Origin of the sequence: Parasalinivibrio latis (assembly GCF_036825535.1) — a bacterium.
In the GTDB taxonomy this organism is placed as follows: Bacteria; Pseudomonadota; Gammaproteobacteria; order Enterobacterales; family Vibrionaceae; genus Parasalinivibrio; species Parasalinivibrio latis.
This window is the reverse complement of sequence record NZ_CP098813.1, coordinates 204,267-228,931: the sequence shown is the minus strand read 5'-3', so window position 1 is coordinate 228,931 and position 24,665 is coordinate 204,267. Positions and strand designations below refer to the sequence as shown.

The following is a 24,665-nucleotide window of genomic DNA, read 5'->3' as shown; positions in this document are numbered from 1 at the left end:
CATCAGAAAGACTTATCAGACAGTTAGGGTATAAGACCCAACCCGAGACATTCGTCTTTCGTCAGGGACGAAAAAAGGGCAATCCATGCCCTTTTTTGCCAAGCGAAAACGCAGAATCAGTTAACAGACTCAATAGCAAAGGATTCAACTGGTGAAACAATTTCATCCTGAGCAGCGATAGTTTGTAACTCCCACTCGTTTTGCTTCGACGTTTCTTTTAATACAGCGTAGCAAGCATCATTACAATGTGCGAAGGCCTTCGGAGCATCACCCAGTTCCAGATACTTACCAGTGAACAGGGCAGAGATTAAATCACCGACACCTACCGGTTGCTTATCAAACTCAAGATGGGGACGTTGGGCAATCCAGCAACCATCTTGTGTAGCGAGCATCATGGTGAATTTTTCGTCCGATACACTGTGGAGGTGTTTGACCAGAACAATTTTAGGGCCTTTTGACAGGGCGATTTGACAAGCTTCTACAGCATCAGTCAGGGAGTTGATTTCCATGCCGGCAAACTGGCTAAGTTCAAACTGGTTTGGCACGATAACATCTGCCATTGGCATGATGGTGTTAATCAAATGCTCAGCGATACCCGGTGCAACAATACAGCCTTTGTCCGGTGCACCCATAACCGGGTCACAGACATAGATGGCTTCAGCATTGGCCGCTTTTACCTTGGATACGACATCTTTAATTGCAATGCACTGTTCAGCTGAACCCTGGTAACCAGTCAATACCGCTCGGCAATTTCCCAACTGACCAATTGCATCCATACCGCTGACGAGAGAGGTGATGTCTTCTGCTGCAAAGGCGCGGCCAGTCCAACCTTCCTTATATTGCGTATGGTTTGAGAACTGAACAGTATGAATAGGCCATACTTCATATCCCATCCTTTGAAGCGGAAATACGGCAGAACTGTTTCCGGCATGTCCATAAACCACATGCGATTGAATGGAGAGGATACCTTTCATAAGACTTTACCTGTGTCTGGCCTGTTCCATTTCCCGTGCATGCATTTGTGCTGGGCGGTGCAGGGGCGATGATATTAATACAACGATATGTTGAACATTCAGCGCGGGGTCGTGCTGGGGAGTAAGCCATATCGCGTCACGGAATGGATCATAGTGCTTGTCCTTTATGTTCACAAATCTGATCAGCGTGTTTGACTAATTTTTTAACGTAAAACATCTATTTCTGGTTATTTCTTACACGAAACATGGGGTTGCTAGTGGTTTTAACCCAAGTTTGTGCATCCATCGTTAGTGGTTCGTCAGATTTTCTGCAGAAAGTTGAAAAAAATAAGTGCATTTAAATTCTATAAAACGGTATATGTATTCACGCAATTTTGTTTGCGACGCACATCACATTTGACTGGAAATTCGATGATTTTACAAAAAGTCATTCATGTCACTTATGTAACCGGTTGATATTGCGCGATTTGATGGGTTTTCTATCTTTGTAAAATGCGTAAAGGTAATGATTTTTTCAATTGTATTACAAAATGAATTTTAATGAAAAAATTCACTTTTCTCCGGCATATGTGCAATGAATGATTCCATTTTTAGCATTTTTTCGAAACGAGAATTATTGAAAAATACACCCATCCGATAAGGGGGTCTCACTCAGTGGGAACAACTTAGAGTGATAAAAGCTGAAAAATAAAATCAGGACCCGATCGAATTTATAAGGGAGATTTCTTTTTTATTAAGACCGACAGATAAAAAGGAAATCATCCCTTATATTCAAAAGCGATTTCACCAAGGATTCGGTATTAGGTAGAACGGCAAAGAATAATAAATTTATTCTTTATCATCTGAATTGAAGGTGAAAACATGTCTTCTGAAGCAAGCGGTAAAAAAATGGGACTAGTCGGTCTGACCGTACTAGTTGCCGTTAATATGATGGGCTCAGGCATTATTATGCTGCCAGCGAGCCTTGCACAAGTGGGTGCCATTTCTCTCCTTTCATGGGTAGTCACTGCGCTAGGTGCAATGTGTATTGCCTACACCTTTGCGAAATGTGGTGCTTTCTGTAAACGTTCTGGCGGTATGTCAGCTTATTCTGAAGAAGCTCACGGCAAATCGTCATTCTTTATTTCTTCTTATACATACTATGTATGTCTGGTCATTAGCTGTGTTGCCATCGCAGTATCAGCAGTAGGTTATATCAAACCATTCATACCTTGGCTTGATACTCCTATGCACACTTTCTACGGTGTTGTGGCAATTCTGGTACTGACCATGGTCGCTAACTTCGGTGGTGCCAAGATCACAGGCCAGATCTCATCTGTGACTGTATGGGGTATCATCCTGCCAGTATTCGGCCTGTCAGTAATTGGCTGGTGGTGGTTCGATCCACAGACTTTCCTGTCTGCATGGAACCCACATCATGACACCACTATGCACTCTGTATCTTCAGGTATCGCACTGACCCTGTGGGCATTCCTGGGTATCGAATCTGCTGGTGCAAACTCTGACGCGGTTGAAAACCCAGAGCGTAACGTACCTCTGGCTGTACTGTTCGGTACTGGTTTTGCTGCCATCGTTTACATCATGTCTACCACTGTAATCCAGGGTATTATCCCTAACGCTGAATTGGCTCAATCTACCGCACCATTCGGTCTGGTATTTGCCAAAATGTTCAGCCCAATGGTAGGTGATATCGTTACTCTGGCTGCAGTAATCGCATGTATCGGTTCTCTGCTGGGCTGGCAGTTCACCAACGCACAGGTATCTAAAGCGGCAGCAGATACTAACCTGTTCCCTCAGATCTTCGCGAAAACCAACAAAGCAGGCGCACCAATCCCTGGCATGCTTATCATGCTGGCTCTGGAACTGGTTCTGGCTGTAATGACTATCTCTCCAGACCTGGTTAACCAGTTCAATGCTCTGCTGAACCTGGCGGTATTTGTGAACATGGTTCCTTACATCCTGTCTATGACTGGTCTGGAAGTTATGCTTCGCAAGAACATGGTTACTCAGTCTCAATATCGTCTGGGTGCAACAGTGGGTACGCTGGCCGTTCTTTACAGCATCTACGGTGTATATGCGTGCGGTGCAGATGCAGTGTTCGGCGGTACTATCCTGACTCTGCTCGGTTACATCTTCTACGGTTTCATCGCAGCTCGCGATACTAAAGAAGAAATGCAGGCTCACGCTAAATAATTAGCTCCCGCATAAAGAATAAATTAATAACTGAATTAAACCTCTCGGTTATTAATAAAGGAATCTTAACAGGCAAGGATGCCAAGGAATAAATAAAACGGACTTTCGCTTTATTTCTATTAAAGCAAATACCAAAGATACGTTGACAACAATGCCTGGCCTGTCTTGATAAGTTCAGACCATCCAAAGCGTTGACGCCGAAATTTAATTTCGCAGCGAATACTGCAAAAGAAAATCAGGTATTAATTATGAGCAACAACTTCAGCAAAATGCGCACTCTGGTAGTAGAGCCGCAACATATTGAAGAACACAGCTATGCTGCCCGCGCAACCAGCGCACTGGTTAAAGAGCTGAACGACCGTTCTATCGAAATCGTAACTGCTACTTCATACGAAGATGCAATGGCCGTGATCATGGCCACCCAGATTGACAGCCTGGTGCTGACTCTGGAAAAAACAGAAGAACAAATCGTAAATTCAACTGAAGAAGTTGAACTGCTGATGGCTCTGCAAGAGCGTCAGGCAGAAGTTCCAGTATTCCTGCTGGCAGAGCGTGCCCGCACTTCTATCCTTGCAAACCGCAAACTGATGGAACGTGTACATGAGTGCTATTCTGTTCTGGAAGACACCGCAGACTTCGTAGCTGGTCGTATCGTTGCTGCAATGAAGCGTTACCGCGACCAAGTTGTACCACCATTCATGAAAGCCATGATGCAGTACAACGACATCCACGAATATTCATGGTCTGCGCCTGGCCACCAGGGCGGTATCGGTTTCACCAAAACACCAGCTGGTAACCAATTCTACCAGTTCTACGGTGAAAACCTGTTCCGTACCGACATGGGTATCGAGCGTGCTTCACTGGGTTCACTGCTTGACCACACCGGTGCGTTCAAAGACAGCGAAGTTGAAGCAGCCAAGATCTTCGGTGCTCACGAGTCTTACTCTGGTATCGTTGGTACTTCTGGTTCAAACCGTACCATCATGCAAGCGTGTCTGAAAGATGACGACATCGCCATCATTGACCGTAACTGCCACAAGTCAATCGAACAAGGCCTGATCCTGACCGGTGCACGCCCTGTTTACATGACTCCAACCCGTAACTGCTACGGCATCATTGGTCCAATCAGCAAGTCAACTATGGCTGCTGCAAACATCGAAAAGATGATTGCAGAAGGCAAGATGACTAAAGATGCCAAGAACAAGAAGCCTAAGTACGCGGTTGTTACCAACTGTACTTACGACGGTATGGTTTATAACTCAGAGCACGCAGAATCTCTGCTGTCTGAGAGCTCAAACCGCATCCACATGGATGAAGCTTGGTTTGGTTACGCTCGCTTTAACCCTATCTACAAGGGTCACTTCGCGATGCGTGGTGAAGCGAAAGACCACCAGGGTCCAACAGTATTCGCTACTCACTCAACTCACAAGCTGCTGAACGCACTGTCTCAGGCATCTTACATTCACGTTCGTAACGGTGAAGACGCAATCGACTTCGATCGCTTCAACCAAGCGTACATGATGCACACATCAACTTCGCCTCTGTACGCGATCTGTGCGTCTAACGACGTTGCAGCGAACATGATGAAAGGCGAAAGCGGTCTGTCTCTGACTAACGAAGTTATCCGTGAAGCGGTAATCTTCCGTCAGAACATGCGTAAGCTGTTCAACGACTACACTGCTGACGGCGACTGGTTCTTCAAGCCTTGGAACGCAGAAGTTGTTTCTGAAACCAATGGCGAGCAAGTTAAGTTTGAAGATGCTTCTGTAGAAGCACTGATGACTGTTCAGGAAAACTGGAAACTGCGCCAGGGTGACAAGTGGCACGGCTTTGACGACATCGACAACGACTGGTGTATGCTGGACCCAATCAAAGTGAGCCTGCTCACTCCTGGTCTGGACGACAAAGGTCAGTTCCTGGAAAAAGGTGTTCCTGCTGCACTGGTAAGCGCATACCTGAGCCGTTTCGGTATCGTTCCTACCCGTACTACAGACTTCCAGGTGATGTTCCTGTTCTCAATGGGTATCACCAAAGGTAAGCGCGACACCCTGATTAATACCCTGCTGGCGTTCAAGCGTCACTACGATGCGAACTCAGATCTGGAAACAGTACTGCCTGAACTGGTAGAAACTGCACCAGAAATCTACAAGGGTCTGGGCCTGCGTGACCTGGGTGACCGTATGTTCCAATACCTGGTCCGTCACAACCCAAGCCAGGTTCTGAACGAAGCATACTCAACTCTGCCAGAAGTTGAACTGAAGCCACGTCTGGCATACCAACACATTGTTGGTGGCGACGTTGAAATGGTTGCTTCTGACGAATTGGTTGGCCGCGTTGCAGCGCACTCTGTTATCCCTTACCCACCAGGCATCCCAATGCTGATGGGCGGTGAAAACTTCGGTGATGCTAACAGCCCTCAGATCAAGTACCTGAAAGCGCTGGAAGCATGGGATGAAGAATTCCCAGGTTTCGAACACGAAACTGAAGGTGCAGAGAAAGAAGACGGTAAGTACCACGTTCTTTGTATCAAAGAGTCTGCACTGCGCGACTAATCGCACTGAATAACCCGTTTACTCTTCTTGTAAACTCGTTGAGTAGACAAACAGTTGGCCCTATGGCCAGTGCAAACAAAAAACTGTAAGACAAAGGGCATCCGGATGGATGCCCTTTTTTTATGAAGCTGTTTTGGAAACGCTTTTGGCCAGCTGTGTCATGAATGAGATTGGGCGTCTGTTAGGGCTTCAGTGCGATCAAACTTTGCCAGTGAGTTAGTTAAGCTAAAAGCTGCATCTAAGAATAAATTGCCAGCAGGGACGTAAGCATGGCATCACATTTTACATTTTCGCCTCAGAAAAAACTGTCTGTCCAGGTTTGTGTCATGGCACATAACCTTGAAGACTGCATTCAGGATTCCCTGAGAAGTCTCGTCCAGGCCTACCGTCCGTATCCCGCACGTGTTTATGTCATGATAAATGGCTGCAGGGATAACACCTTGCAAAAGGTTCAGGCTTTGGCAAATGAGTTACCTGGCATTACACCTGTGAACATTTCGCTGGGCGATAAAGCCAATGCGTGGAACACTTTTGTCTATGAACACTTTGATGGTGAATCCATTGCAGTTTTTGCTGACGGGGATCTGACTTTTGAAAAAGCTGCATTGGCCAACCTCATTACCTACTTCCGGGCCCACCCCAACTACAATGCAGTTTCTGGTTATCCATACGACGGTGGAAGAAGTGCCAAGGACTGGCAGAAACAGTTGCTTGAGAAGCATCTGTTTACCGGTGGGCTGTACTTAATGTCACCGGTTTTCCTGGAGAGGGTGAGGAAGCAAAATATTCGGCTACCTCGTGGGCTAATCGGTGATGACAGTATGCTGGGATACCTGACTGCGTGCGACCTTAACCCGCCGGAAGATGACCCCATGCGAAATATCGGCGTTTGTTCCGGTGCAGTTTTCAGATATGACAGCCTTAACCCAATGAGCCGCAGGGATATATATACCTACCTTCGCCGTCGGGTGCGTTATTCCATGCGACATTTTCAGCAAAGCACTATCGTGCCGCAGCTCAAACAAAAAGGGTTATCAGCAATGCCAGCTACAGCGCAGGAATTACCGGATATCACACCAGGTTTAATCCGTTGGTTTTCCGGTAATGTCGTGTTTGATTTGATAGCCTATAAGCGCCTGACCTCCCATCCCAAGACGAGACGAAGGTATTCATGACGTAACTGGCTGGTGGGTTGTAATTGAGGAAGGAAACTGTTCGTCTGGGTGTATTAGGGAGCGCGGTATTGCCAGCCTGCGCTCCACGTATTTTGCCGTTAGGCAGTCAGTAGGGCTGATACCACACCAATAAGCCCGCCAAACACACCACCCCATACAACCAGCCAGCCTAAATGCTCGCGGATCATCTTTTGGATAATGTCTTTCACCAGTTTTGGTGTCAGCTCATTTAGGCGCTGATCGATGATTTCCTCAATGGTTGTCCGGATATCATCCATCATCGCAGGGGATTCGATCTGTGCGGCCAATGCATTTTTCACATTGTCTTGCTGTGCAATGTCGGCAATGGAAACCTGCATTTTTTCAATAAACGGTTCGCGTAATGGCTGCAGGGCTTCGACACCGCCAAACATGGCAAGCATACCGCCAAACTGGGAATGCATAATTACATCAAGAAGTGAATCAAATGCCGGGTTTAGATCGACTTCTTTCATGACTGGGGCAATATCCAGCCCAGTTGGTGAAACCATTTCTTTTTTAAGGAAGCGGTCGATGTTATCGCCTGTAAAGAACTGTTCCATCATTAATGTTTTGATGGCCGCTTTAAACTCTTCAAAACGGGCAGGAATGACACCTGAACCATAAAGGCCCGGTACTTTTTCAAACAACATATGTACTGCAAGCCAGTTTGTAATTGCTCCGGAAAAAGCAAAAAGTCCGGCTGAATACAGCAGCGCATTGTCAATATAGTATCCGGCACCCAGCGCAACCAGTGCCAATAAGTTAGTAATCAGGCTTTTATTATTCACGTAAATACTCTCAGGAAACCCCAAACGGCGGAAATTTTAATGACAGGAATCTATGTTTCAAGAGGCAACACAAAGTTAGGGTGCAGATGTCGCTAGTTTTCATGATATAGGGAATGTTTTGCTGATAATTTCACCAAGGGCCTGCTGTCTTGGTTTTGGTTTTGGTTTTGGTTTTGGAATTTTTTTCAATTACTAAAGGCGGGATCCTGTTAATTTGCGGAAATTCTGGAGAACAAGCTCGAAACTGTATGCGTGTTTAACCTTATGTTTATTGTCTGCCCCTAGGGTGTGCCATTTTTCCGGTGTTGATGCCAGATCATTCAGGGCTTTTGCAAATTTGTCTGGTGAGACCACATAACTGGCGTTGGTTGTCGAAAGCATATTTCGGACATCCCCCACATCGGTTGATACGATGGGAAGCCCTACAGCCATAGCTTCAAGGACTGAAATAGGCATTTGTTCCGTATCGGATGAAATCGCAAAGATGTCCACATCATCAAAAAATGCCCACACATCTTCCACCCTGCCGGTAAACGTGACTTGATTCTCCAGCCCCAGAGAGGAGACATATTTTTGCAGGGAGGCCAGGACGGGCCCATCACCGCCTATTTTCAACCGGCCTCTGGAAACCATGTTTGCAAATGCATCGATTAGTCGGGGTATGTTTTTCTCTGCACGTAAAGTTGCAAGCGTAGCAATGGTAGTTGGGTGGCTGTGCTCTATCTTCGGTGAGGCAGTCTGCTTTGCCATTTCCGGGTCAGGCAGCGCAATGCCATTGGGGAAATATACCAGTCTGGAACCCCGCAATCCCCACTCTTGTTTGGCAATATCCAAAAGCCCCAGAGACGGAACAACCAGTTTGGTGGTCGAAGAGGTTGAAAGTACCAATCTCCTGAAGAAGTTACGATGTAACTTTCGCTTCTCTTTTTCGTCCGGACCAAAGCCATCTTCCCAGTGAATGACGGGGACCTTGGATAACAGCCTGCCGCATAGAGTCCATTCAATTGAGCCCCAATTATACGTCATAAGAACATCAAATTGTTGGCTTTTGAGGATGGAACAGATTTTTGGGAGGCGAGTAAATATCGGAAGAGACTTAAAATCCTCCGTTTCCAGATAGTGGACATCAGTATCCGGCAAAAACTTACTTTTTGCCGAATAGTCGCCATTCAGGGCAAGAATGATGTGACGGTACTCATTCTGTGTCCTATTCGCTATTTGGATCAGCCGTATCTGTTGCCCACCGATAGCAAATGTTGGAAAAACATGCAGCAGTGTTTTCATTATTTTAGGGGCCATCCCTATGAAGAAATTCGGTCTCTTGACGGAAAGACTGTACCAAGGGACGTAATCGAGAATTGTCTCATAGTTGAGTAGATACGGATCTGTATGATAATTGAACGGAATGGCGATTTTACACTGTAAATTTATAAACGGCCGTTTAATTAATGCCGGGAAAGCGCACCCGGCCAGATTGTATGAGGCACCTACTGATTACCAGGGCAGTGCTTCACCCAGATAATTAAAGAAGCCACCCGATTGTTCCGGAGTCAGATTTTCAATCACTTTTTTCAGACCAGCTGCGGATTCGTCAGCAGTAATTTGGGCATTATCCCCACCCATTTCTGTTTTTACCCATCCTGGATGGAGTGCAACACAGATTATTCCCTCACTTAGCAGATCGTTTGAGAGACTTTTCATTACCGAGTTGAGCGCCGCTTTTGTAGATCGGTAAATATATCCGCCTCCAGAAGTATTTTCTGTCATGCTTCCGACTTTGGATGAAAGGGAAACTATGGTACCAGTTTGCTTGGTTTTTAAATGGGGATAGAAAGCTTCTGCAACTTTTAAAGGTGCGATGACATTGATCTCAAAAGCCTTTCTCCACTCTGAGGCGCTGGTGTTGCCAAAACCGTAGCCCTTTGGGCCGTAATAGCCAGCATTGTTAATTATTAGGTCCAGAGACGTGTCGTGCAGTTTGTCTGCCAATTGGGATATAGCATCATGATCGGTGACGTCCAAAGCATGTATTGCCAGCCTGGGGTGCTCGAGGGCCAAGTCAGCCAGTGCATCGGCTTTGTCTGGATCCCGGCAGCATGCGATAACATTCCAGCCTTCTGTGACATAAGCTGTGACCAGTGCAAGCCCTATACCCCGGTTAGCACCTGTAATAAGCATGTTTTTGCTCATGGTTTCTCCCTGATTCCTGAGCCCGATAAGACTGATTGATTATTCGGACTATCGAATTTATCCAGTGGGTGTACGTCCTTTTGCTTAATTAATAAGCAATTCGCCTGGTCGTGATTTGTCCAATATCAAGCTAATGGCTGTTTCATTGCAATAATCGATATTGATCGCAAAGCCATTTTCACTGTCAGTATGCTTTACAACTTACGTAAAAATAATTTACAGCACGTTATGTAAGGTATCCGTGGTTTGCCAGTCCATAAGCAACTAATTAATTTCTGATTACTCCCTGCCATTAACTTGGCTCGTCTTACTAATAAGAACATGATCAGCGACTGAGAAACTGAGATAAGTCTTATTAATCTTAGACCTAAGACGTGTATGCCGCTGCTAAAGTTACGGGGTTTGAGCCGCTATGCGCGGGAACAGCCCGTTAGTTTTCGCCCTCTGGAAGGGTTTGCAGGAAGGGACATTTGCAGCAGTTTCTCGGAATAATTGGTTATGGATTGGTGGCTGTCGGTTTTGTTGGCCTGATACTTCTTGCCTTAACGGTAAAGAAGAACTCGTTTGAGAAACGAGTTTTCATGGTTTCATCATTTTTGTCTGCTGTTTGGGCATCATCTCTGGCGTACCAGTTTTACATTGGCCAGTTTTACGTTGCGTTACTTGCAACCGAAACCCTATGCAACCTGGGTTGGATTGCGGTGATTCTCTGTGCAATCAAGCCGGTTTCTTCTTTCAGGCAATTATTCCTCCAGACTCACCTTGGGACAGTAGCAGTCGTTACAGGCGTGTTGTCCATTTTCAGTGAAGTAATATCACTGTTTGATGTATTGGTATCCCCGCAAATCTTGTTTGGACTGCACCTGTTGCAATCAATCCTAGGGTTGTTACTTCTTGAGCACCTTTTCCGCCAGGTCCACCCTTCAGCCCGTTATGCGGTCAAGCCTTTGTGCCTGGGGTTAGGGGTGATGTTCGGCTATGGATTTGTACTCTATGCAGACAGCCTGCTTACCTCTTCAGTCTCTGCTACCTACTGGGAAGCACGTGGCTGGGTGACACTTCTTACTATTCCCTTGGTACTGATGTCTGCCCGACGAATCAATCACTGGTCGGTAAGGGTGTTTGTTTCTCGGACAGTCGTGTACAGCTCCACAATTTTACTGGTAGCCGGAGGCTACCTTTTGGTGATGGCTCTGGTGGGTTACTACGTGAAACACGTAGGCGGCAGCTGGGGGGGAATGGCTCAACACCTGCTGTTTTCGGTCGGTGTACTTCTTCTTGTCAGCCTTTTTCTTTCCCAGTCACTTCGCCGGCGTACCAAGGTATTCATTGCCAAACACTTTTTTGCGAACCGGTATGAGTACAGGGAAGAGTGGATTAAATTTTCCCAGATTATGTCTGGCCAAGGGGGATCACCATTTGACATGTCCCTTCACGCATTGATGCGCCCCTTTGCATGCCAGTACGGTGTCCTGCTTGTGTACCAAAACGGCTATTGGACAGTAAAGGCTGAACAGGGAACCGACAAAAACAACCCGGACATTGAAAACGTGGTGTTGCATTTTGGAAACGCAGCCCATGAGAGGAACTGGATATTTGACCTTGCAACTGAGCGTGAACCCGGGGACGGGCAGGGGGATCACCCGTTCCAGATAGTGGTACCCCTCGGAATGGGAGATATCAAAGCATTGTGCTTGCTGTCCAGACCTCAAACGACCTCTGGTTTGGACTGGGAGGACAGGGATCTGATGAGGGCGATTAGCAGCCAGTTGAATGTCCATCTGAACCTCCATTTTACTAACCAGGCGTTGGCAGAAACCCGGCAGTTCGAAGCCTTCAACCAAATGTCTGCGTTTCTTGTTCATGATCTGAAAAATGTACTGGCCCAGCTTCAACTTATTACCCGTAATGCGGCCAGGCACCGGGACAACCCGGAATTTATTGATGACACATTTGAAACGGTAGAAGCGGCTTCTTCGCGGCTGAACAGGGTGCTCTCCCAACTCAGGCAAAAGCTTCAGGAATCATCAACTGTCGAACGGGTTGAGCTTTCTGGACTGTTGAAAAAAGTCTGTGAGGAACGGGCAGTGCAGAAGCCGGAACCGGTTTTCTCGGGTCCAAGTGAACCGGTGTTGGTGTCGGTTACAAGAGACAAGGTACACAACATTTTTGGCCACCTAATCCAGAATGCACAGGACGCCACCGATAATAGCGGCAGTGTGTCAGTGGTCTTGAAGTCAGATGGACGGGAAGCAGTGATATGTGTTGAAGACTCGGGATGTGGTATGAGCGAGAGCTTTATTGAAAACAGGTTGTTTACACCTTTTGACACCACCAAAGGCAATGCAGGGATGGGCATTGGTGCCTATGAAGTCAGGAAAGTTGTTGAATCACTGGGCGGTCGGGTAGACGTGATGTCGACGCCCGGTTTGGGTACACGATTCACTGTGTCTGTTCCCGTTATGCAACAGCAGGAAATACTCAGTACTGAGGAATCGGAATATGGAAGCAAATAAAAACAATACAGTACTCATTGTTGAGGATGACCTTGGAGTTCAAAAGCAGCTCAAGTGGGCGCTGAGTGACTTCTCACCTGTTATGGCAACAGACAGGGAGTCTGCACTTGCAGCAATTCGCCGCTATGAGCCAAAAGTGGTGACCCTTGATTTGGGCTTGCCTCCTGATCCCGCCAATGCCAGTGAAGGTCTTCGCACCCTTGAAGAAATCCTTAACTTGGTGCCTACCACCAAAGTGATTGTGATTACCGGCAATGATGACAAGGAAAATGCGCTGCAGGCTATCGCGTTGGGTGCACATGATTTTTATGCCAAGCCTATCGATGATGAAATTCTGGGTGTCATGGTCAGGCGGGCTTTCTGGGTTGCCGGTCTGGAGCATGAAAACCGTCAGTTGAAAAAGGCCGATCTGTCTGACCATGGAATCATTGGGGCGAGCCCGGTGGTCACTCAGGTCTGCCGAATGGTCGAACGGGTAGCCAACACGGAAGTCAGCACCTTGTTACTGGGGGAAAGTGGTACCGGCAAAGAGTTGTTTGCCCGCGCTATCCACGATGGCGGGGACAGAAAAACACAACCGTTTATCGCTATCAACTGTGCTTCCATTCCCGAAAATCTGCTTGAAAGCGAGCTGTTTGGGTTTGAACGGGGAGCATTTACCGGGGCTCACCGTACCACGAAAGGCAAAATTGAATGTGCCCATGGAGGGACACTGTTTCTTGATGAAATTGGTGACATGCCTTTCAGCCTGCAGGCGAAGCTGCTCCGGTTCCTTCAGGAAAAGGTGATTGAACGGATAGGCGGACGGCGGGAAATCCCTGTGGACGTGAAGGTAGTTTGCGCAACCCACCAGAATCTGCAGCAAATGGTTCAGCAAAGTGCATTTCGTGAAGACCTTTTTTACCGAATCAGCGAAGTGACCATTAATATCCCGCCGTTGAGGGAGCGCGGCGAAGATGTCCTGCTTTTGGCGCGAACATTCCTGATGCGATTTGCCAAACAAATGGGTGCCAATGTAAACGGCTTCAGTGACGATGCCAGCCAGGCTCTGCTTTCCTATACATGGCCGGGCAACATCCGGGAGCTACAGAACAAAATTAAGTCGGCGGTGATCATGGCTGACGGCAGGCAGTTGACCGCGTTTGACTTGATGCTTCCCGGTTCAGGTGAGGCGGAAGCAGGGGCGATGCCTCTGAACCTGCGGGTTATCCGTGAAGAAGCTGAACGTGTCGCGGTACAAAGGGCGATTGATTACTCAGATGGAAACATCTCCCAAACAGCGTCATTGCTCGGTATTTCAAGGCCAACGCTCTACAGCTTGCTGGAAAAATACGGTTTAGAGAGAAACTCACCGAATTGAGGATGGGTATAGGACTTTGTCCCTGTCGGATTCCTTTACATTTTTCCAATTCAGTATGTGGTAATAAACCGTCAACAGAGTCGTTAGGTGTTGTAAAAAAAAGGAAAAAAGACCCGAGTTGGAGGTAGGAACATAATTTGCTAATCCATAACTGATTCAGTGAATGAAACCAACGTCATTTTTAATTGGGATTTGCACGGATATGAAGCCAACAGAGAATAACCAAAATCATGAAACCAAGCTTCAGCCAAACTGCAATACGGCGGGAAGCCGGTTTTCGAGGCGTCGTTTTCTCCAGTCTGCTGCCGTAACTTCACCTCTGTTGTTTACGGTGAAAAGCCCGGTAGCCTGGGGGACAACCGGGACTGCGCAGTGCAGCATTACAGCCGTTTTATCCGGTAATGCATCAAACCCGGGAAATTGCCAGTCTGCGGCGCGCTCTGCGGAATATTGGCAGCGTGTATTTACTGCGGTATCAGGCAATCCTGAATACCCGGTATTACAGGCATTGAGAGCCAATAACATCACCAAAACTACGCAGTTTATGTCTCTTTTCCTCCATGGCTGGGAAAACAACTCTTACGACGCCAGCAGCCGTTGGTATTACCGCCTGTACCTTCAGGACTGCGATAACCCTTCCATTTGGGATGTGCTGCAGGCCGGTAGTACAGCGAGTTACAAAGTGAAGTTCCTGTTTGTTAAACGACGGAACAATAGAAAAAACAGGAAGGAATACATCAATATATTTGAGTACCCGGCCGGGTTCGTCCAGTCATTGGTGGTGGCTTATTTAAACAGCCTTTTCCCGACAGCAATTGATTATCCTTATACGTCTTTGACCCTTAACGGCCGGTTGGATTCCGCTGTGGATTCATCCGTGAACACGCAGTTGGCCTTGCTTAAGCGAACTCGCCCAAAACCAGGGGTTATGGATGTTTTTAAACCTTTTATTTCAATGAAAAGTGAAATTGAAACATGGAGTTAATAAATGTATGCCCCTGGTTGAGTTAATTGACGATAACCTCGTGCCATATGCTGACATCGACGTAAAAATTGTCGACGAATTTTCGGTCGATAACTGTACATACAAAGCCGGTGATCAAGTCGTTATATTCAGCCCCCGTACAGGAGAGTCACTGCTTTGTGATTCTGTTGTACTTGTGTTTCTCTCGCTGCTGCGTCAGAAAAGCCCACTGGTTTTTGCACTTTCGGCCTTCTCTGAATGTCATTCTGATTACGCCAGGAACCTGCTGAATACGCTTGAGAGTATGGAGTTTATTGAAGTTAAAAAGGTCAACTGGAGATGACGCTTGACCACTATGCGCCAGTATTGCCTTAACGCCGGGCCGTTTAGGTTTTCAATTTCGACCTCTTTACCTCTGGTTCAGCACTATCTTGAAGAGGTATACGCAGAACATTTGTCCCTGGAGCCGGAGGCTTACTTCGACTACGCAATCCAACTCCTTCCGGGCAAAGGCGCCCGACGTTGGTGGCGCAGGCAGGTCAGGTTCTGTTTCAATCACCAAATGCCGTTTAAGCCCATGCCGCTGGCCCATGCCAATGCTGTTTTGGAATGGGGAATGAACTGGGTAATAGCCGGCAACGCCCATCAGTACCTGATTGTTCACGCCGCCGTAGTGGCCAAGAATGGAAAAGCGGTAATCATTTGTGCACCGAGTGGGTCTGGAAAGAGTACCCTGTGTGCGTATTTGGTTTCCCGTGGCTGGAAACTGCTTTCAGACGAACTGGCACTGGTTGATCACAACACATTGACGGTTGAAGGGCTGAACCGGCCAATGAACCTGAAAAATGGCTCTATTCCAGTTATTTCCCCCTATTTTCAAAGCAGGCAGTTCAGCGAAGAGATTCGTGACACTCATAAGGGAACCTTGAAGCTTCTGTACCCTGATGCCGGGCAACAACTGCCGGCGGGCTTGCATGTCAGCCCGTCACTGCTGGTATTCGTAAAGCACTCGACCACCGAGAAGTGCTTTATTGAGAAGGTCCCCCCTTGCGAGGCACTCACGGAAATACTCCAACAGAGTTTCAATCATGGCACGCTGCACCAGAAAGGGTTTGTGACTGGCAGGAAACTGGTTGATCACACGCCGGCTGTTTACGTGGAATACAGCGATTTTTCAGCTTGTGAAAGGGCTTTGGAAACCGAACTTAATTCCTGTTCATGGGGGGAGTACGATCATGCGGTTGGTTGAGGTTTTACGTTGCCCCGAGTTGTTCGCCTGCCTCGGACCCCGTGAGCAAGCTGAAATTATCAGTGAAGCACGTTTTTTCGGTATGCAGTCGCAGTTGCTGCCACTCTTTAATGGCAATTGCCATTACCATCGCTCAATTTGGGGGCAACTTCCGCTGGCTGTACGGCAACAATTAAGCAATGATTTTCACCGGTTCAGTGTGCAGAAAAGGGGGCTGGTCAGGGAGCTCAGAATGCTGACATCAGCACTGGGCGACGATGCTGTCCAAGATATGGTCGTGCTGAAAGGTGCGGCATATCACCTGGCGAAGATTGAGGAGCTTGCAGGCCGGACAATGTCCGACATAGACGTTTGGGTGAGCGAACGTCAGTTGAAAGGTGTAGAAGAAAAATTAGTGGAATCCGGCTGGGTACACAGTCAGTTAAACAGTTATGACGACAGGTTTTACCGGGAGTGGTCTCAGGAGATCCCTCCATTGAAACACTATGAGCGGCGTATCGAACTGGACGTCCACTTCCGGATCCTTCCCAAGGCTCTTGATTCCAGTGATCAGGCATTGAATTTACTCCGTTACACCCAATGGACGGAACAGGGAATTCGGGTTCTCACTTTGCCGGCGATGATCATCCACAGTGCGATCCACCTTTTCTATGAAAGTGAATACCGGGGTGGCCCGCGGGATCTGTTTGACCTTTACCTGTTGTTTTCCCGTTTGTCACAGGTACCGGAGGGGTGGCATTCATTAATTTCTATTCAGGAAGATGTTGGGCAGGGGGATTCTGTTTATCTGGCTTTGAGGTATTGCCAGAAGCTGTTCCGGCTTGCTGTGCCAGAAAAAGTAATGGCATTTTACAGCCAGTATGCACCCGCCCCAGTGGCACTGCGGTTGCTGGACAACGCATTTATGACTGTTTTCAGCAGCGGCTTCCCGCCGCACCGCCCCTTCGGGTACGACGTTATGGCGCTTGCTCTCTATTTACGAGGGCATGTTAAACGCTTGCCTATGCCCATTTTATTGCCTCATTTGGTTCGGAAAACTGGATTGGCAGTGGCAAATAGTTTTAAAAAACCGGAAAAAGAACACGAGCCTCTGTTTTAGCGGAGGAATGCTATTTCTTAAACCAGGTTTTCATGACTGATTTTCGTTTTTTTTCTTTCTCTGCAAGCTCCAGTTTCTTTTCTGAAATCATTTTATCCAGATGCCTGACCGTGTTGACCTTACGTTGTATTACGTCATCCAGAATACTGGAAATTGCGCTCAGGGTTTTATGCATTTTAGCGCCGCGTAAGGTGTCCCAATCAGTTTGTTTGTCGTCAATGGCTCGGCTATACAATGCCACCGCATCCAGTTCTGCCATGGTTTGATCATGGGTAGGAAAGCCAAGATCTGCATGGGCTGGATGGTGCCCGTTATTGCCGGTTTGGGTTTTGACATCTTCCGGGATTTTGTTTTTAAAACCGGAAAGTTCACTGTTCATTTCGGCAATGACAGCTTCAACATCTGTTTCACCGATCTCTTTTTTATCCTCGATACAGGCATAGAGGAACAGCCTGTCGGCAAAAATATTGATGCGGCGCGGGATTCCCTGGGTACAACGCCTTATGGCCGGGAAAATGTCTTCCTTCAGGTCAGGCTTGTGTCCATCCCAGCCGGACTGGCGCAGCCTGTGCTCAATGTATTGCTGGGTCTCTTCTGCGCTGAAGGGCTGTAGGTGACATGATGCGATAATACGTTGCCGGAACTGCTCCATTTGGGGGAGCTCAATAATCTTCTTAAGCTCTTCCTGACCAAGAAGAAAGCTTTGCAGCAGTGGTTTGTCGCCACTTTGAAAGTTTGAGAGCATGCGCAACTCTTCCACACTTTCTGCCGGGAGGTTCTGGGCTTCGTCAACAAGAAGCAAAGCCCGCTTTCCCTGCCTGTTCAGCTCAATAAGGAAAGATTCCAGTGCTTTCAGTGCCTCTGCCTTGTTCATTCCTTTGGCATCAATGCTGAAATTCGCACACACCATTCTTACTAACTCTTCCGGGTTAAGCCGGGTGGTTGCGATTTGTGTGGCGACAATGGATTCATCTACAGAAGACAAAAGATTTCGGGCCAGTATAGTTTTGCCTGTACCGATAGGGCCGGTAACCACAATAAAACCTTCACCAAGAGACAACCCGTAGTTCAGGTAGGAGATCGCCTTGTCATGATGTGGGCTGGCGAAAAAAAAGCGTGGATCCGGGCTCAGTCGGAAAGGTTTACTGGTAAAGCCAAAATGCGATTCATACATGATTAAAACTCAATTCGTCCGTTTAGCAGAAACCTGAACTCATCAAACTCACGGGAAGAGCTTCCGGCAACGCGGGTAAGGTAGCGCAATCCCACCCGTCCTGTTGCACGGTCATTGAACCGCTTGCTGAGGTCTACTTCTGCTTTGTAATAGTCATCTTTTTGGGTGGCGAACAATGGTGATGAGAATTCATACCTGTCGAAATTCACTTTGGCGCTGCCTTCTATCAGGTTTGAAAGCTGGTGCGATACACCAATTCCCGCACCGATGCGGCGGGTTTCGACAGAGAATATTGTTTTGGTGACCGGTTCAAGGTCTGAGCCGGACAGTGATAACTGCCACTCGGTCCGGCGTTGCTGAAGTCTTGTTTCCCAGTTCAGCCTGCGCTCGACAGTCAGGCGCTGGTTAATTTCCCCATTAAACACAAATTCATCATCGAAACTGGAAACGGTTTCGATATAACTGACGGATGTTGTCGTCCTGTGGCTTTGGTGGGAGTAGCTCAGGCCATAGCTGTCTCCGAATATCCTTTTCTCATATGAAGCGGTCAGCCGGGTCTTTGTGGATGGCTGCCAGTTTATCCGGGTACTCCAGTAATTCTCTTCGTCCTCGGTCAGTGAAAAGTTGTAAGCGAATTCAGCCCAGGTGCGGTAACTGAAGTAGTAGCGGAGCCCGGGGCCGATACTGGCACCTTCTGTGGTTGTCGTGGCGTCGGTGTCGTCGTAATTCTCATAGTAAAAGCGAACCAGCGGCCTCAGCGGCTGGGTTTGTGTGCCGATAACTGACTGGAAGTACTGGGAAGTTGTGGTTCCGTTGTTTTCATCACCAAACGTTCGCTCGCCATTGTACGAACCGGACCAGAACAAAAGCTTGGTTTTGGTACCGTCGCGAAAGTTAACATTGGCATTGATTCGCCGGTAGTCACCAACGCTCCCTTCATTGTCCCCGATGCTGCCATCAATTCGTGCGTTAAGGTTCATGTAGCTTCGTGGGTTAGTACGGTAAGCCAACCCCAGGGAGGCCGCCCTGCTTTCAAAAGTGCCTCCGCTGATAACATCAGCCGCTGCATTCTGGTTGGAAGCAATGGCTTCGTTTCGGATGGACGCACTGGCATTCATACTCAAGCCGCGTTTATTCAAGGCGCGGTTTGCATTGAATGCAAGGGTCTGGTTGAACTTGTCAGCACGTTGGTTATCGGAATAAAAATACTGGGTGGCAGAATAATTCAGGTCGAGGTCGGTTTTGCCGCCTTTCATTGACGCTCTTGCACCTGCGGTAATGCCGCTCACCAGCGCAGCGGTATTTGAGTCGTCCTGGTTCAGGTTAGTAGTGTAATCAAACGACAGTCCGGCATAGGGTATAAAGTCCTTAGTCTGCTCAACAGCATGTGCAGCCGGCAGGAGAAACATACTCAACAAAAGCGGAAGTATTGCCTTGGGCGTACCCGGTAGGCACTTATTGACAGGCACGCCGTGCTGTAACCCGGATAAGTGCCTATCCCCCAGACTCTGCTTCGTGTCCATAGCCATAACCGTATCCTTGTCCATAGCTGTATTTGCTCATAAAAGAGCTGTGAACCACTTTGTTGACGAGAAAACCAATTGCGAGGTTGTCGTCCAGATAACCAATGGCTTCCTTAAGATCTGACATCCGGGTTTTATCCTGCTCAACCACCACTATCACCTGGCCGACAAGGCGAGAAAGCACGACAGATTCCACGGCAGATAGCATTGGTGGGCTGTCGACAATGATCATCCTGTCGGGGTAACGGTTTGCCAGTTCCTCGATCAGGCCTTTCATCCGTTCACTGGAAAGCAACTCATTGCTGGAAGGATCCGGTCGGCCGGATGGTATGACTTTCAGTCGGGGAAGTGTCGTGCTGTAGATCACTTCAGAAATATCAGTGATCTCGTTTTTGAGGTACTCAATGACACCGGGCAGGGATTTGGATACCCCCATACTGTTTAACAGGTTGGGTTTTAGTACATCCCCGTCTATCAGCAGGACCGTCTTGTCCTGTTCTGACGCGATGCTGAGGGCAAGGTTAACTGAGCTGAATGTTTTTCCCTCTCCTGGGAGGGCACTTGTTACCATCAGCACATTGCCCCTGTGATGGAAATCAGCCCCTTTCCCGAATGCATTTTGCAGCAACTTGTGTTTGATGCTGCGGTATTCATTTCGTATACGGCGGCTGTTGGCAGTGGCTGGGAAACCCCCAAGCCCAATCATTTCCAAAAGCTGGTCACCGATCCGGATGTCCGGATCTTCTATCTGCATTTGGCGGTTTTTTTCCAACAGTTCTTCAGAGATAACCGGGGTAATGTGTTCTTTATCATCCTTGGCCGGCTGGAACCGGGTCATGGCTTTTTCAATAATACTCATAGTGCGGCCAACCTTTTAGACAATTCTGCAATAACCCGGTCATGAATATCTGTAGAAGCGTTTAGCATCACCATGACGGAAAACACCGCGACCAACATTGTGTTCGCAAAAATAAATAACCGTTTCTTTCGCTTTGCCCATTGTTCGAGGTTTGAGTTGGGCGTAGCGGAGACCATGCCAAATACGGGTATACCGGTGACTTGGTAAAGTTGTCGCGAAGATGATACGACAGGGGCGATCTGGCTGATGATGAACGAGAGGAATAGCCCGGCAGATATCCCGCCAAACAACACAAATGCCAGCCATGCCATACGGAATGGACCCGAAGGTTGCGTTGGGACCCTTGGTGCTTCAATTACCCGGAACTTAATATCATCGGCACCGCCAGTACCAACACTCTGGGAAATCAGGGCTGACTCACGTCTTGATAGCAGTTGCTCATATTTTGCTTTGGTGATGTTGTAGTCCCGGTTGAGGTTAGTAAGGCGTGCTTCAATGTCCGGCACCTGATCGATATTTTCGCTGAGCTCAGAGATGCGTGTCTGGTAACTGGATATTCGGGTTTCCAGTGAGCCTACTTCGCTCTCAAGTTCGCTGAGGGTGATTTTCAGGTTCTGGTATACCTCGTTGTTATCCAGCAGGGTCTTGCTATGCTCGGCATTACGTATTTCCCTGTCGCGCAGGTACCGAAGTTCACCAAGCTGGCGGCGGGTTTCTATCACGTCAGGGTGCTTGTCGGTATAACGGAAACGCAGGTTGTCCAGCCGGTCCTCAAGATTCTGGAGGCGCTCGTCGTATTCGGTTTCAACCGAAATTACCTGGTTGGCGGCTAAGGCCTCTTCTTCAGCAATTTGTGCTTTAACTAAGGAAACCTTGGTCTGGGTTTCCTTCAGGGCCAGCTCTGTTTGCTCAAGCTGGGTTTTGTTTTGCTGAAGGCGGACAACATAACTCCGGTCACTGCCGGGAAGGAACCCGCTGTTTTCCCTCTTGAATGCTGCCAGTCGCGACTCAGCCTCCACAAGGCGGGCTTCGTACTCTGAAATTTGGCGACTGAGAAACTCGTTGGCCTGATCCGTATCCTGGCGCTTCTCACCCAATGCACTGTCTACAAACACATTGATGGCGGTCTGAACCACATCCCGTGTATAAACCGGGTCACTGCCTGTGTAGCTGATGCTGTAAAGGTTTTCCCTGCCGGTAGACCGGATTGTGATATTGTCCTTGAGATCTTTCAGGATACCCTCATAGGCCTCTGGTGTTGTCGCCCTGACATCGGCGTCCGTTTCCCTTGCAATCTTTTCAAGGTTGGGACGGGCAAGAAGGGTTTTCACCATCAGGCTGAGTTCCTGGGAGGGGTCGGTCTGAATAGCCAACCCTCTAAGGAGAGGTTTAAGGATAGAGCCTGTATCGGCATAGATCCTGGCGTCAGCGGTGTACTTGTTAGGCATCATGGTAACTGCCAGCCACCCCAGCGGGCAGAGGATCCAACTGACAATAACAATGTAGCGCCGCTTGAGCCAGATTCCCCTGACGTACTGGAGCAGCTGTTCGTAATGCTCGAGCATTTAATTCACTCCCAACCTAGAACCAAGCTTCGGGAATGATGATGATGTCACCGGGCAGAATATCGACATTTGCAGCAATATCTCCGTCGCGAATCAATGAATCAATCTTCAGCCGGTATGCTTTTTGTTTGCCTTCTTCAACCCTGATGACGCTGGCATTGTCACCGTCAGCAAAAATTGTCAGCCCGTTTACGGCAATCATCACGTCCAGTAACGTCATGTTCTGGCGATACGCAATGGCTTTGGGTTCGGAAGCCTCCCCAATGATTCTTACCTGCTCCTGGTATGGGCCGATAAATCTTTCCAGCATTACGGAAACAATGGGTTCCCGGATATATTCGCGAAGATGTTGCTCAAAAGTTCGTGCAAGTTCGGTAGGGGTTTTTCCTGAAGCTTTAATGTCTTCCACCAGACGGGTGGTAATCATCCCATCTGGCCGGACAATGAAGCTGCCGGATATTTCTGGGTTACCCCATACGAAAATTTCAAGGCTGTCGCCGGGGCCAATCAGGTACCGGTATTGATCCACATCCGTAGTTTGTGAACCTCTGGCGGTAGATGTTGGCAGATCTGTGAGATCACTATTGGAACAGGCGGTTATCAGGCCGAGTAAACCAGCCAAAATCAAGTTCCGAATTGACATAACATGCGTCCTTTCTGTGTTCATTCTAAAAAATGCGCACTAAATATCTGGGCATTGTTTGTTTTGTACCTGACGCCGTACCAACTAAACCGGCGGGATGTTTGCTGCTATAAAAATTAACTGGTTAGCGCATATCTTACTGTCTCAGTATTTGGAATTGAGACGCTATATTGCTGGGGTATATTTCTTTTAGGTGACAATTGGGAGTAAAACAGTAGGTGTGATTTTTTGCTGTTTATTAAGGAAATAAACTAATTGTGTGAGTTTATAACTGAAGCGAACACCTTGTTCTAATATTGAGACTGGGTTGTTAATTAACCTATTTATCATGCATCGGGGTTAGGGATCTGGCTTAGTATTAGTTCGTCATTTTGGCATTCCAGATAATAAAAGAACCACTTATGGCCGAACTAAAGTTTTATAGAACGTCGACAAGTCATAAAGTATTAATGATTGCAGACATGACAATGCTTGCTTTTATATATTTACTTACGAATTTGTCATTCGAAAACTCTATAGCAGTGGCTCCGGCTCCAGTCATTGAAACTTTTTTGATGATTGGGATGGTGCTAATAATATTCTTTAAAATCAGTATATTCGCGGTGGGTTTATACAATATAAAACTTCGTGAAAGTCAGTCGGGTATTTTTTACCGGCTGTTTTTCAGTACGATTCTATCTTACATTTTATCCATACTTTTCTTTAATGCGACAGGCCTTCTTGTTTCTGATGCACTTTTCGTTGAAGTGTTCCATGTATATGCATTTATTGGCCTGGTTTTCGTCCGGTACATTGCGAAGTTGATAAATTATGAACAGCTTGGACAGAAAAAAGTTTTAGTGATCGGGGCAGGGGAAAGAGCGTCGATTATTGAAAAAACTATGCGTAGACGCGCAGATAGAAACGGATTCGACTTGGTTGGGTTTGTGCATATTCGAGGAGACAAAAGTCTCTTTATTGATAAAAGGAAGATTATTCATCACACAACAACAATGAATGAAATAGAAGAGTTGATAGACTCGCTGGTCTCTTCTGGGAGAGCTGATGAAATTGTAATAGCTGCAGATGAAAGAAGGGAAAACATCCCGGTTGAATGCCTTTTTAAATGCAAAATCTACGGCATAGAAGTCATCGATATTGTTAACTTTATTGAGCGTGAAACTGGACAAATCGCAGTCAGCCTCGTTCACCCTTCCTGGTTCCTTAATGAACGTACAGCTCCGATGACCTACCCCCACCGGGTTTTTGACCGCGCTGTAAACGTGCTGTTGGCAACATTGGTTGTCCTCCTTACCTGGCCCCTTATGCTGCTGGCCGTTGTCCTTATCAAAATTGAGGATGGTCTTCACTCCCCCGTGCTCTACAGCCAAAAGAGAGTGGGGTACAACGGGCTGCTGTTTGATATCTATAAATTCCGAAGTATGACGGAGGATGCGGAAGCCCAAGGGGCGAAATGGGCAAGCAAGGAAGATCCAAGGGTTACCCGGGTCGGGAAGTTTCTACGGAAATACCGCATTGATGAACTTCCGCAGCTATGGAACGTGCTTCGCGGGGACATGTGTTTTGTTGGACCCCGGCCGGAGCGGCCACAATTTTGTGATTCCCTGGAAAAAGACATCCCGTATTACCGGCGGCGGTTGTTGGTAAAGCCGGGGTTAACCGGCTGGGCGCAGTTGAAATACCCCTATGGAAGCTCCGTGAAAGACGCACGGGAAAAACTGCAATACGACCTCTTCTATATCAAGCACCGAAGTTTCCTTTTGGATGTCGCCATTCTGGTTAGGACATCCGAGATTATTTTATTCGGCCGGGGCCAGTGA

General features: G+C 47.6%; 19 protein-coding genes. 10 read left to right on the top strand and 9 right to left on the bottom strand.

The window, feature by feature from the left end:
• Nucleotides 1-116: 116 nt before the first annotated feature.
• On the bottom strand, nt 117-974 hold the full coding sequence (pdxY, locus tag NF212_RS18210; protein ID WP_434362113.1) for a pyridoxal kinase PdxY: 858 nt from the start codon (nt 972-974) through the stop codon (nt 117-119).
• A gap of 861 nt (nt 975-1,835) precedes the next feature.
• Between pdxY and potE the strand changes: the two genes are divergently transcribed.
• From potE to NF212_RS18195, 3 genes are all read left to right on the top strand, one after another.
• Entirely contained in the window at nt 1,836-3,167 is a 1,332-nt protein-coding gene (potE, locus tag NF212_RS18205) for a putrescine-ornithine antiporter (protein ID WP_434362112.1), read from the top strand.
• Between the two features lie 248 nt (nt 3,168-3,415).
• Nucleotides 3,416-5,719, top strand: a complete 2,304-nt coding sequence (adiA, locus tag NF212_RS18200) for an arginine decarboxylase (protein WP_434362110.1) — start codon at nt 3,416-3,418, stop codon at nt 5,717-5,719.
• Between the two features lie 269 nt (nt 5,720-5,988).
• Nucleotides 5,989-6,894, top strand: coding sequence for a glycosyltransferase family 2 protein (locus NF212_RS18195; protein WP_434362109.1), 906 nt, complete (start codon nt 5,989-5,991; stop codon nt 6,892-6,894).
• A 98-nt stretch (nt 6,895-6,992) separates the two neighbouring features.
• On the opposite strand, the gene NF212_RS18190 is transcribed toward NF212_RS18195, so the two are convergent.
• The 3 genes from NF212_RS18190 to NF212_RS18180 form a co-directional block, all read right to left on the bottom strand.
• The gene (locus NF212_RS18190) at nt 6,993-7,703 is read right to left on the bottom strand and encodes a DUF445 domain-containing protein (protein ID WP_434362108.1); all 711 of its coding nucleotides are present in this window, start codon (nt 7,701-7,703) and stop codon (nt 6,993-6,995) included.
• 192 nt (nt 7,704-7,895) lie between these two features.
• Nucleotides 7,896-8,987 (bottom strand): glycosyltransferase family 4 protein, encoded by a 1,092-nt coding sequence (locus NF212_RS18185; protein WP_434362107.1) that lies wholly within the window; start codon nt 8,985-8,987, stop codon nt 7,896-7,898.
• A gap of 210 nt (nt 8,988-9,197) precedes the next feature.
• Nucleotides 9,198-9,893: an SDR family oxidoreductase gene (locus NF212_RS18180; RefSeq protein WP_434362106.1), complete on the bottom strand. Its 696-nt coding sequence runs from the start codon at nt 9,891-9,893 to the stop codon at nt 9,198-9,200.
• Between the two features lie 470 nt (nt 9,894-10,363).
• Here NF212_RS18180 and prsK point away from each other — a divergent pair, with 470 nt between their 5' ends.
• From prsK to NF212_RS18150, 6 genes are all read left to right on the top strand, one after another.
• The gene (gene prsK / locus NF212_RS18175) at nt 10,364-12,409 is read left to right on the top strand and encodes an XrtA/PEP-CTERM system histidine kinase PrsK (protein ID WP_434362105.1); all 2,046 of its coding nucleotides are present in this window, start codon (nt 10,364-10,366) and stop codon (nt 12,407-12,409) included.
• The gene (gene prsR / locus NF212_RS18170) at nt 12,396-13,769 is read left to right on the top strand and encodes a PEP-CTERM-box response regulator transcription factor (protein WP_434362103.1); all 1,374 of its coding nucleotides are present in this window, start codon (nt 12,396-12,398) and stop codon (nt 13,767-13,769) included. The genes prsK and prsR overlap by 14 nt, the downstream gene beginning before the upstream one ends.
• Before the next feature lie 202 nt (nt 13,770-13,971).
• Nucleotides 13,972-14,754, top strand: a complete 783-nt coding sequence (locus NF212_RS18165; protein ID WP_434362102.1) for a hypothetical protein — start codon at nt 13,972-13,974, stop codon at nt 14,752-14,754.
• Nucleotides 14,755-14,761: 7 nt separating this feature from the next.
• Nucleotides 14,762-15,076: a hypothetical protein gene (locus NF212_RS18160; RefSeq protein ID WP_434362101.1), complete on the top strand. Its 315-nt coding sequence runs from the start codon at nt 14,762-14,764 to the stop codon at nt 15,074-15,076.
• Nucleotides 15,077-15,088: 12 nt separating this feature from the next.
• Nucleotides 15,089-15,982: an HprK-related kinase A gene (locus tag NF212_RS18155; RefSeq protein ID WP_434363017.1), complete on the top strand. Its 894-nt coding sequence runs from the start codon at nt 15,089-15,091 to the stop codon at nt 15,980-15,982.
• Nucleotides 15,969-17,081, top strand: coding sequence for a nucleotidyltransferase family protein (locus NF212_RS18150; protein WP_434362100.1), 1,113 nt, complete (start codon nt 15,969-15,971; stop codon nt 17,079-17,081). The genes NF212_RS18155 and NF212_RS18150 overlap by 14 nt, the downstream gene beginning before the upstream one ends.
• Before the next feature lie 10 nt (nt 17,082-17,091).
• Here the strand turns inward: NF212_RS18150 and NF212_RS18145 are convergent, their stop codons facing one another.
• From NF212_RS18145 to NF212_RS18125, 5 genes are read right to left on the bottom strand one after another with little or no spacing between them, the layout of a single operon-like run.
• Nucleotides 17,092-18,255 (bottom strand): XrtA/PEP-CTERM system-associated ATPase, encoded by a 1,164-nt coding sequence (locus tag NF212_RS18145; RefSeq protein ID WP_434362098.1) that lies wholly within the window; start codon nt 18,253-18,255, stop codon nt 17,092-17,094.
• Between the two features lie 2 nt (nt 18,256-18,257).
• Nucleotides 18,258-19,784, bottom strand: coding sequence for a TIGR03016 family PEP-CTERM system-associated outer membrane protein (locus NF212_RS18140; RefSeq protein ID WP_434362097.1), 1,527 nt, complete (start codon nt 19,782-19,784; stop codon nt 18,258-18,260).
• On the bottom strand, nt 19,750-20,637 hold the full coding sequence (locus NF212_RS18135; protein WP_434362096.1) for an XrtA-associated tyrosine autokinase: 888 nt from the start codon (nt 20,635-20,637) through the stop codon (nt 19,750-19,752). Before NF212_RS18135 ends, NF212_RS18140 begins: the two co-directional genes overlap by 35 nt.
• Nucleotides 20,634-22,202 (bottom strand): XrtA system polysaccharide chain length determinant, encoded by a 1,569-nt coding sequence (locus NF212_RS18130; protein ID WP_434362095.1) that lies wholly within the window; start codon nt 22,200-22,202, stop codon nt 20,634-20,636. Before NF212_RS18130 ends, NF212_RS18135 begins: the two co-directional genes overlap by 4 nt.
• A gap of 16 nt (nt 22,203-22,218) precedes the next feature.
• A complete protein-coding gene (locus NF212_RS18125) occupies nt 22,219-22,845 on the bottom strand; it encodes an XrtA/PEP-CTERM system exopolysaccharide export protein (protein WP_434362094.1) in 627 nt (208 codons plus the stop codon).
• Between the two features lie 401 nt (nt 22,846-23,246).
• On the opposite strand from NF212_RS18125, the gene NF212_RS18120 reads away from it, so the two are divergent.
• Complete coding sequence (locus NF212_RS18120) at nt 23,247-24,665, top strand: TIGR03013 family XrtA/PEP-CTERM system glycosyltransferase (protein WP_434362093.1); 1,419 nt, start codon at nt 23,247-23,249, stop codon at nt 24,663-24,665.

Excerpts from the sequence above, each read along its gene's own strand:
- pdxY (WP_434362113.1), bottom strand. The coding sequence starts at position 974 with ATGAAAGGTATCCTCTCCATTCAATCGCATGTGGTTTATGGACATGCC.
- potE (WP_434362112.1), top strand. The coding sequence starts at position 1,836 with ATGTCTTCTGAAGCAAGCGGTAAAAAAATGGGACTAGTCGGTCTGACC.
- adiA (WP_434362110.1), top strand. The coding sequence starts at position 3,416 with ATGAGCAACAACTTCAGCAAAATGCGCACTCTGGTAGTAGAGCCGCAA.
- NF212_RS18195 (WP_434362109.1), top strand. The coding sequence starts at position 5,989 with ATGGCATCACATTTTACATTTTCGCCTCAGAAAAAACTGTCTGTCCAG.
- NF212_RS18185 (WP_434362107.1), bottom strand. The coding sequence starts at position 8,987 with ATGAAAACACTGCTGCATGTTTTTCCAACATTTGCTATCGGTGGGCAA.
- NF212_RS18180 (WP_434362106.1), bottom strand. The coding sequence starts at position 9,893 with ATGAGCAAAAACATGCTTATTACAGGTGCTAACCGGGGTATAGGGCTT.
- prsR (WP_434362103.1), top strand. The coding sequence starts at position 12,396 with ATGGAAGCAAATAAAAACAATACAGTACTCATTGTTGAGGATGACCTT.
- NF212_RS18165 (WP_434362102.1), top strand. The coding sequence starts at position 13,972 with ATGAAGCCAACAGAGAATAACCAAAATCATGAAACCAAGCTTCAGCCA.
- NF212_RS18160 (WP_434362101.1), top strand. The coding sequence starts at position 14,762 with ATGCCCCTGGTTGAGTTAATTGACGATAACCTCGTGCCATATGCTGAC.
- NF212_RS18155 (WP_434363017.1), top strand. The coding sequence starts at position 15,089 with ATGCGCCAGTATTGCCTTAACGCCGGGCCGTTTAGGTTTTCAATTTCG.
- NF212_RS18150 (WP_434362100.1), top strand. The coding sequence starts at position 15,969 with ATGCGGTTGGTTGAGGTTTTACGTTGCCCCGAGTTGTTCGCCTGCCTC.
- NF212_RS18145 (WP_434362098.1), bottom strand. The coding sequence starts at position 18,255 with ATGTATGAATCGCATTTTGGCTTTACCAGTAAACCTTTCCGACTGAGC.
- NF212_RS18140 (WP_434362097.1), bottom strand. The coding sequence starts at position 19,784 with ATGGCTATGGACACGAAGCAGAGTCTGGGGGATAGGCACTTATCCGGG.
- NF212_RS18135 (WP_434362096.1), bottom strand. The coding sequence starts at position 20,637 with ATGAGTATTATTGAAAAAGCCATGACCCGGTTCCAGCCGGCCAAGGAT.
- NF212_RS18130 (WP_434362095.1), bottom strand. The coding sequence starts at position 22,202 with ATGCTCGAGCATTACGAACAGCTGCTCCAGTACGTCAGGGGAATCTGG.
- NF212_RS18125 (WP_434362094.1), bottom strand. The coding sequence starts at position 22,845 with ATGTCAATTCGGAACTTGATTTTGGCTGGTTTACTCGGCCTGATAACC.
- NF212_RS18120 (WP_434362093.1), top strand. The coding sequence starts at position 23,247 with ATGGCCGAACTAAAGTTTTATAGAACGTCGACAAGTCATAAAGTATTA.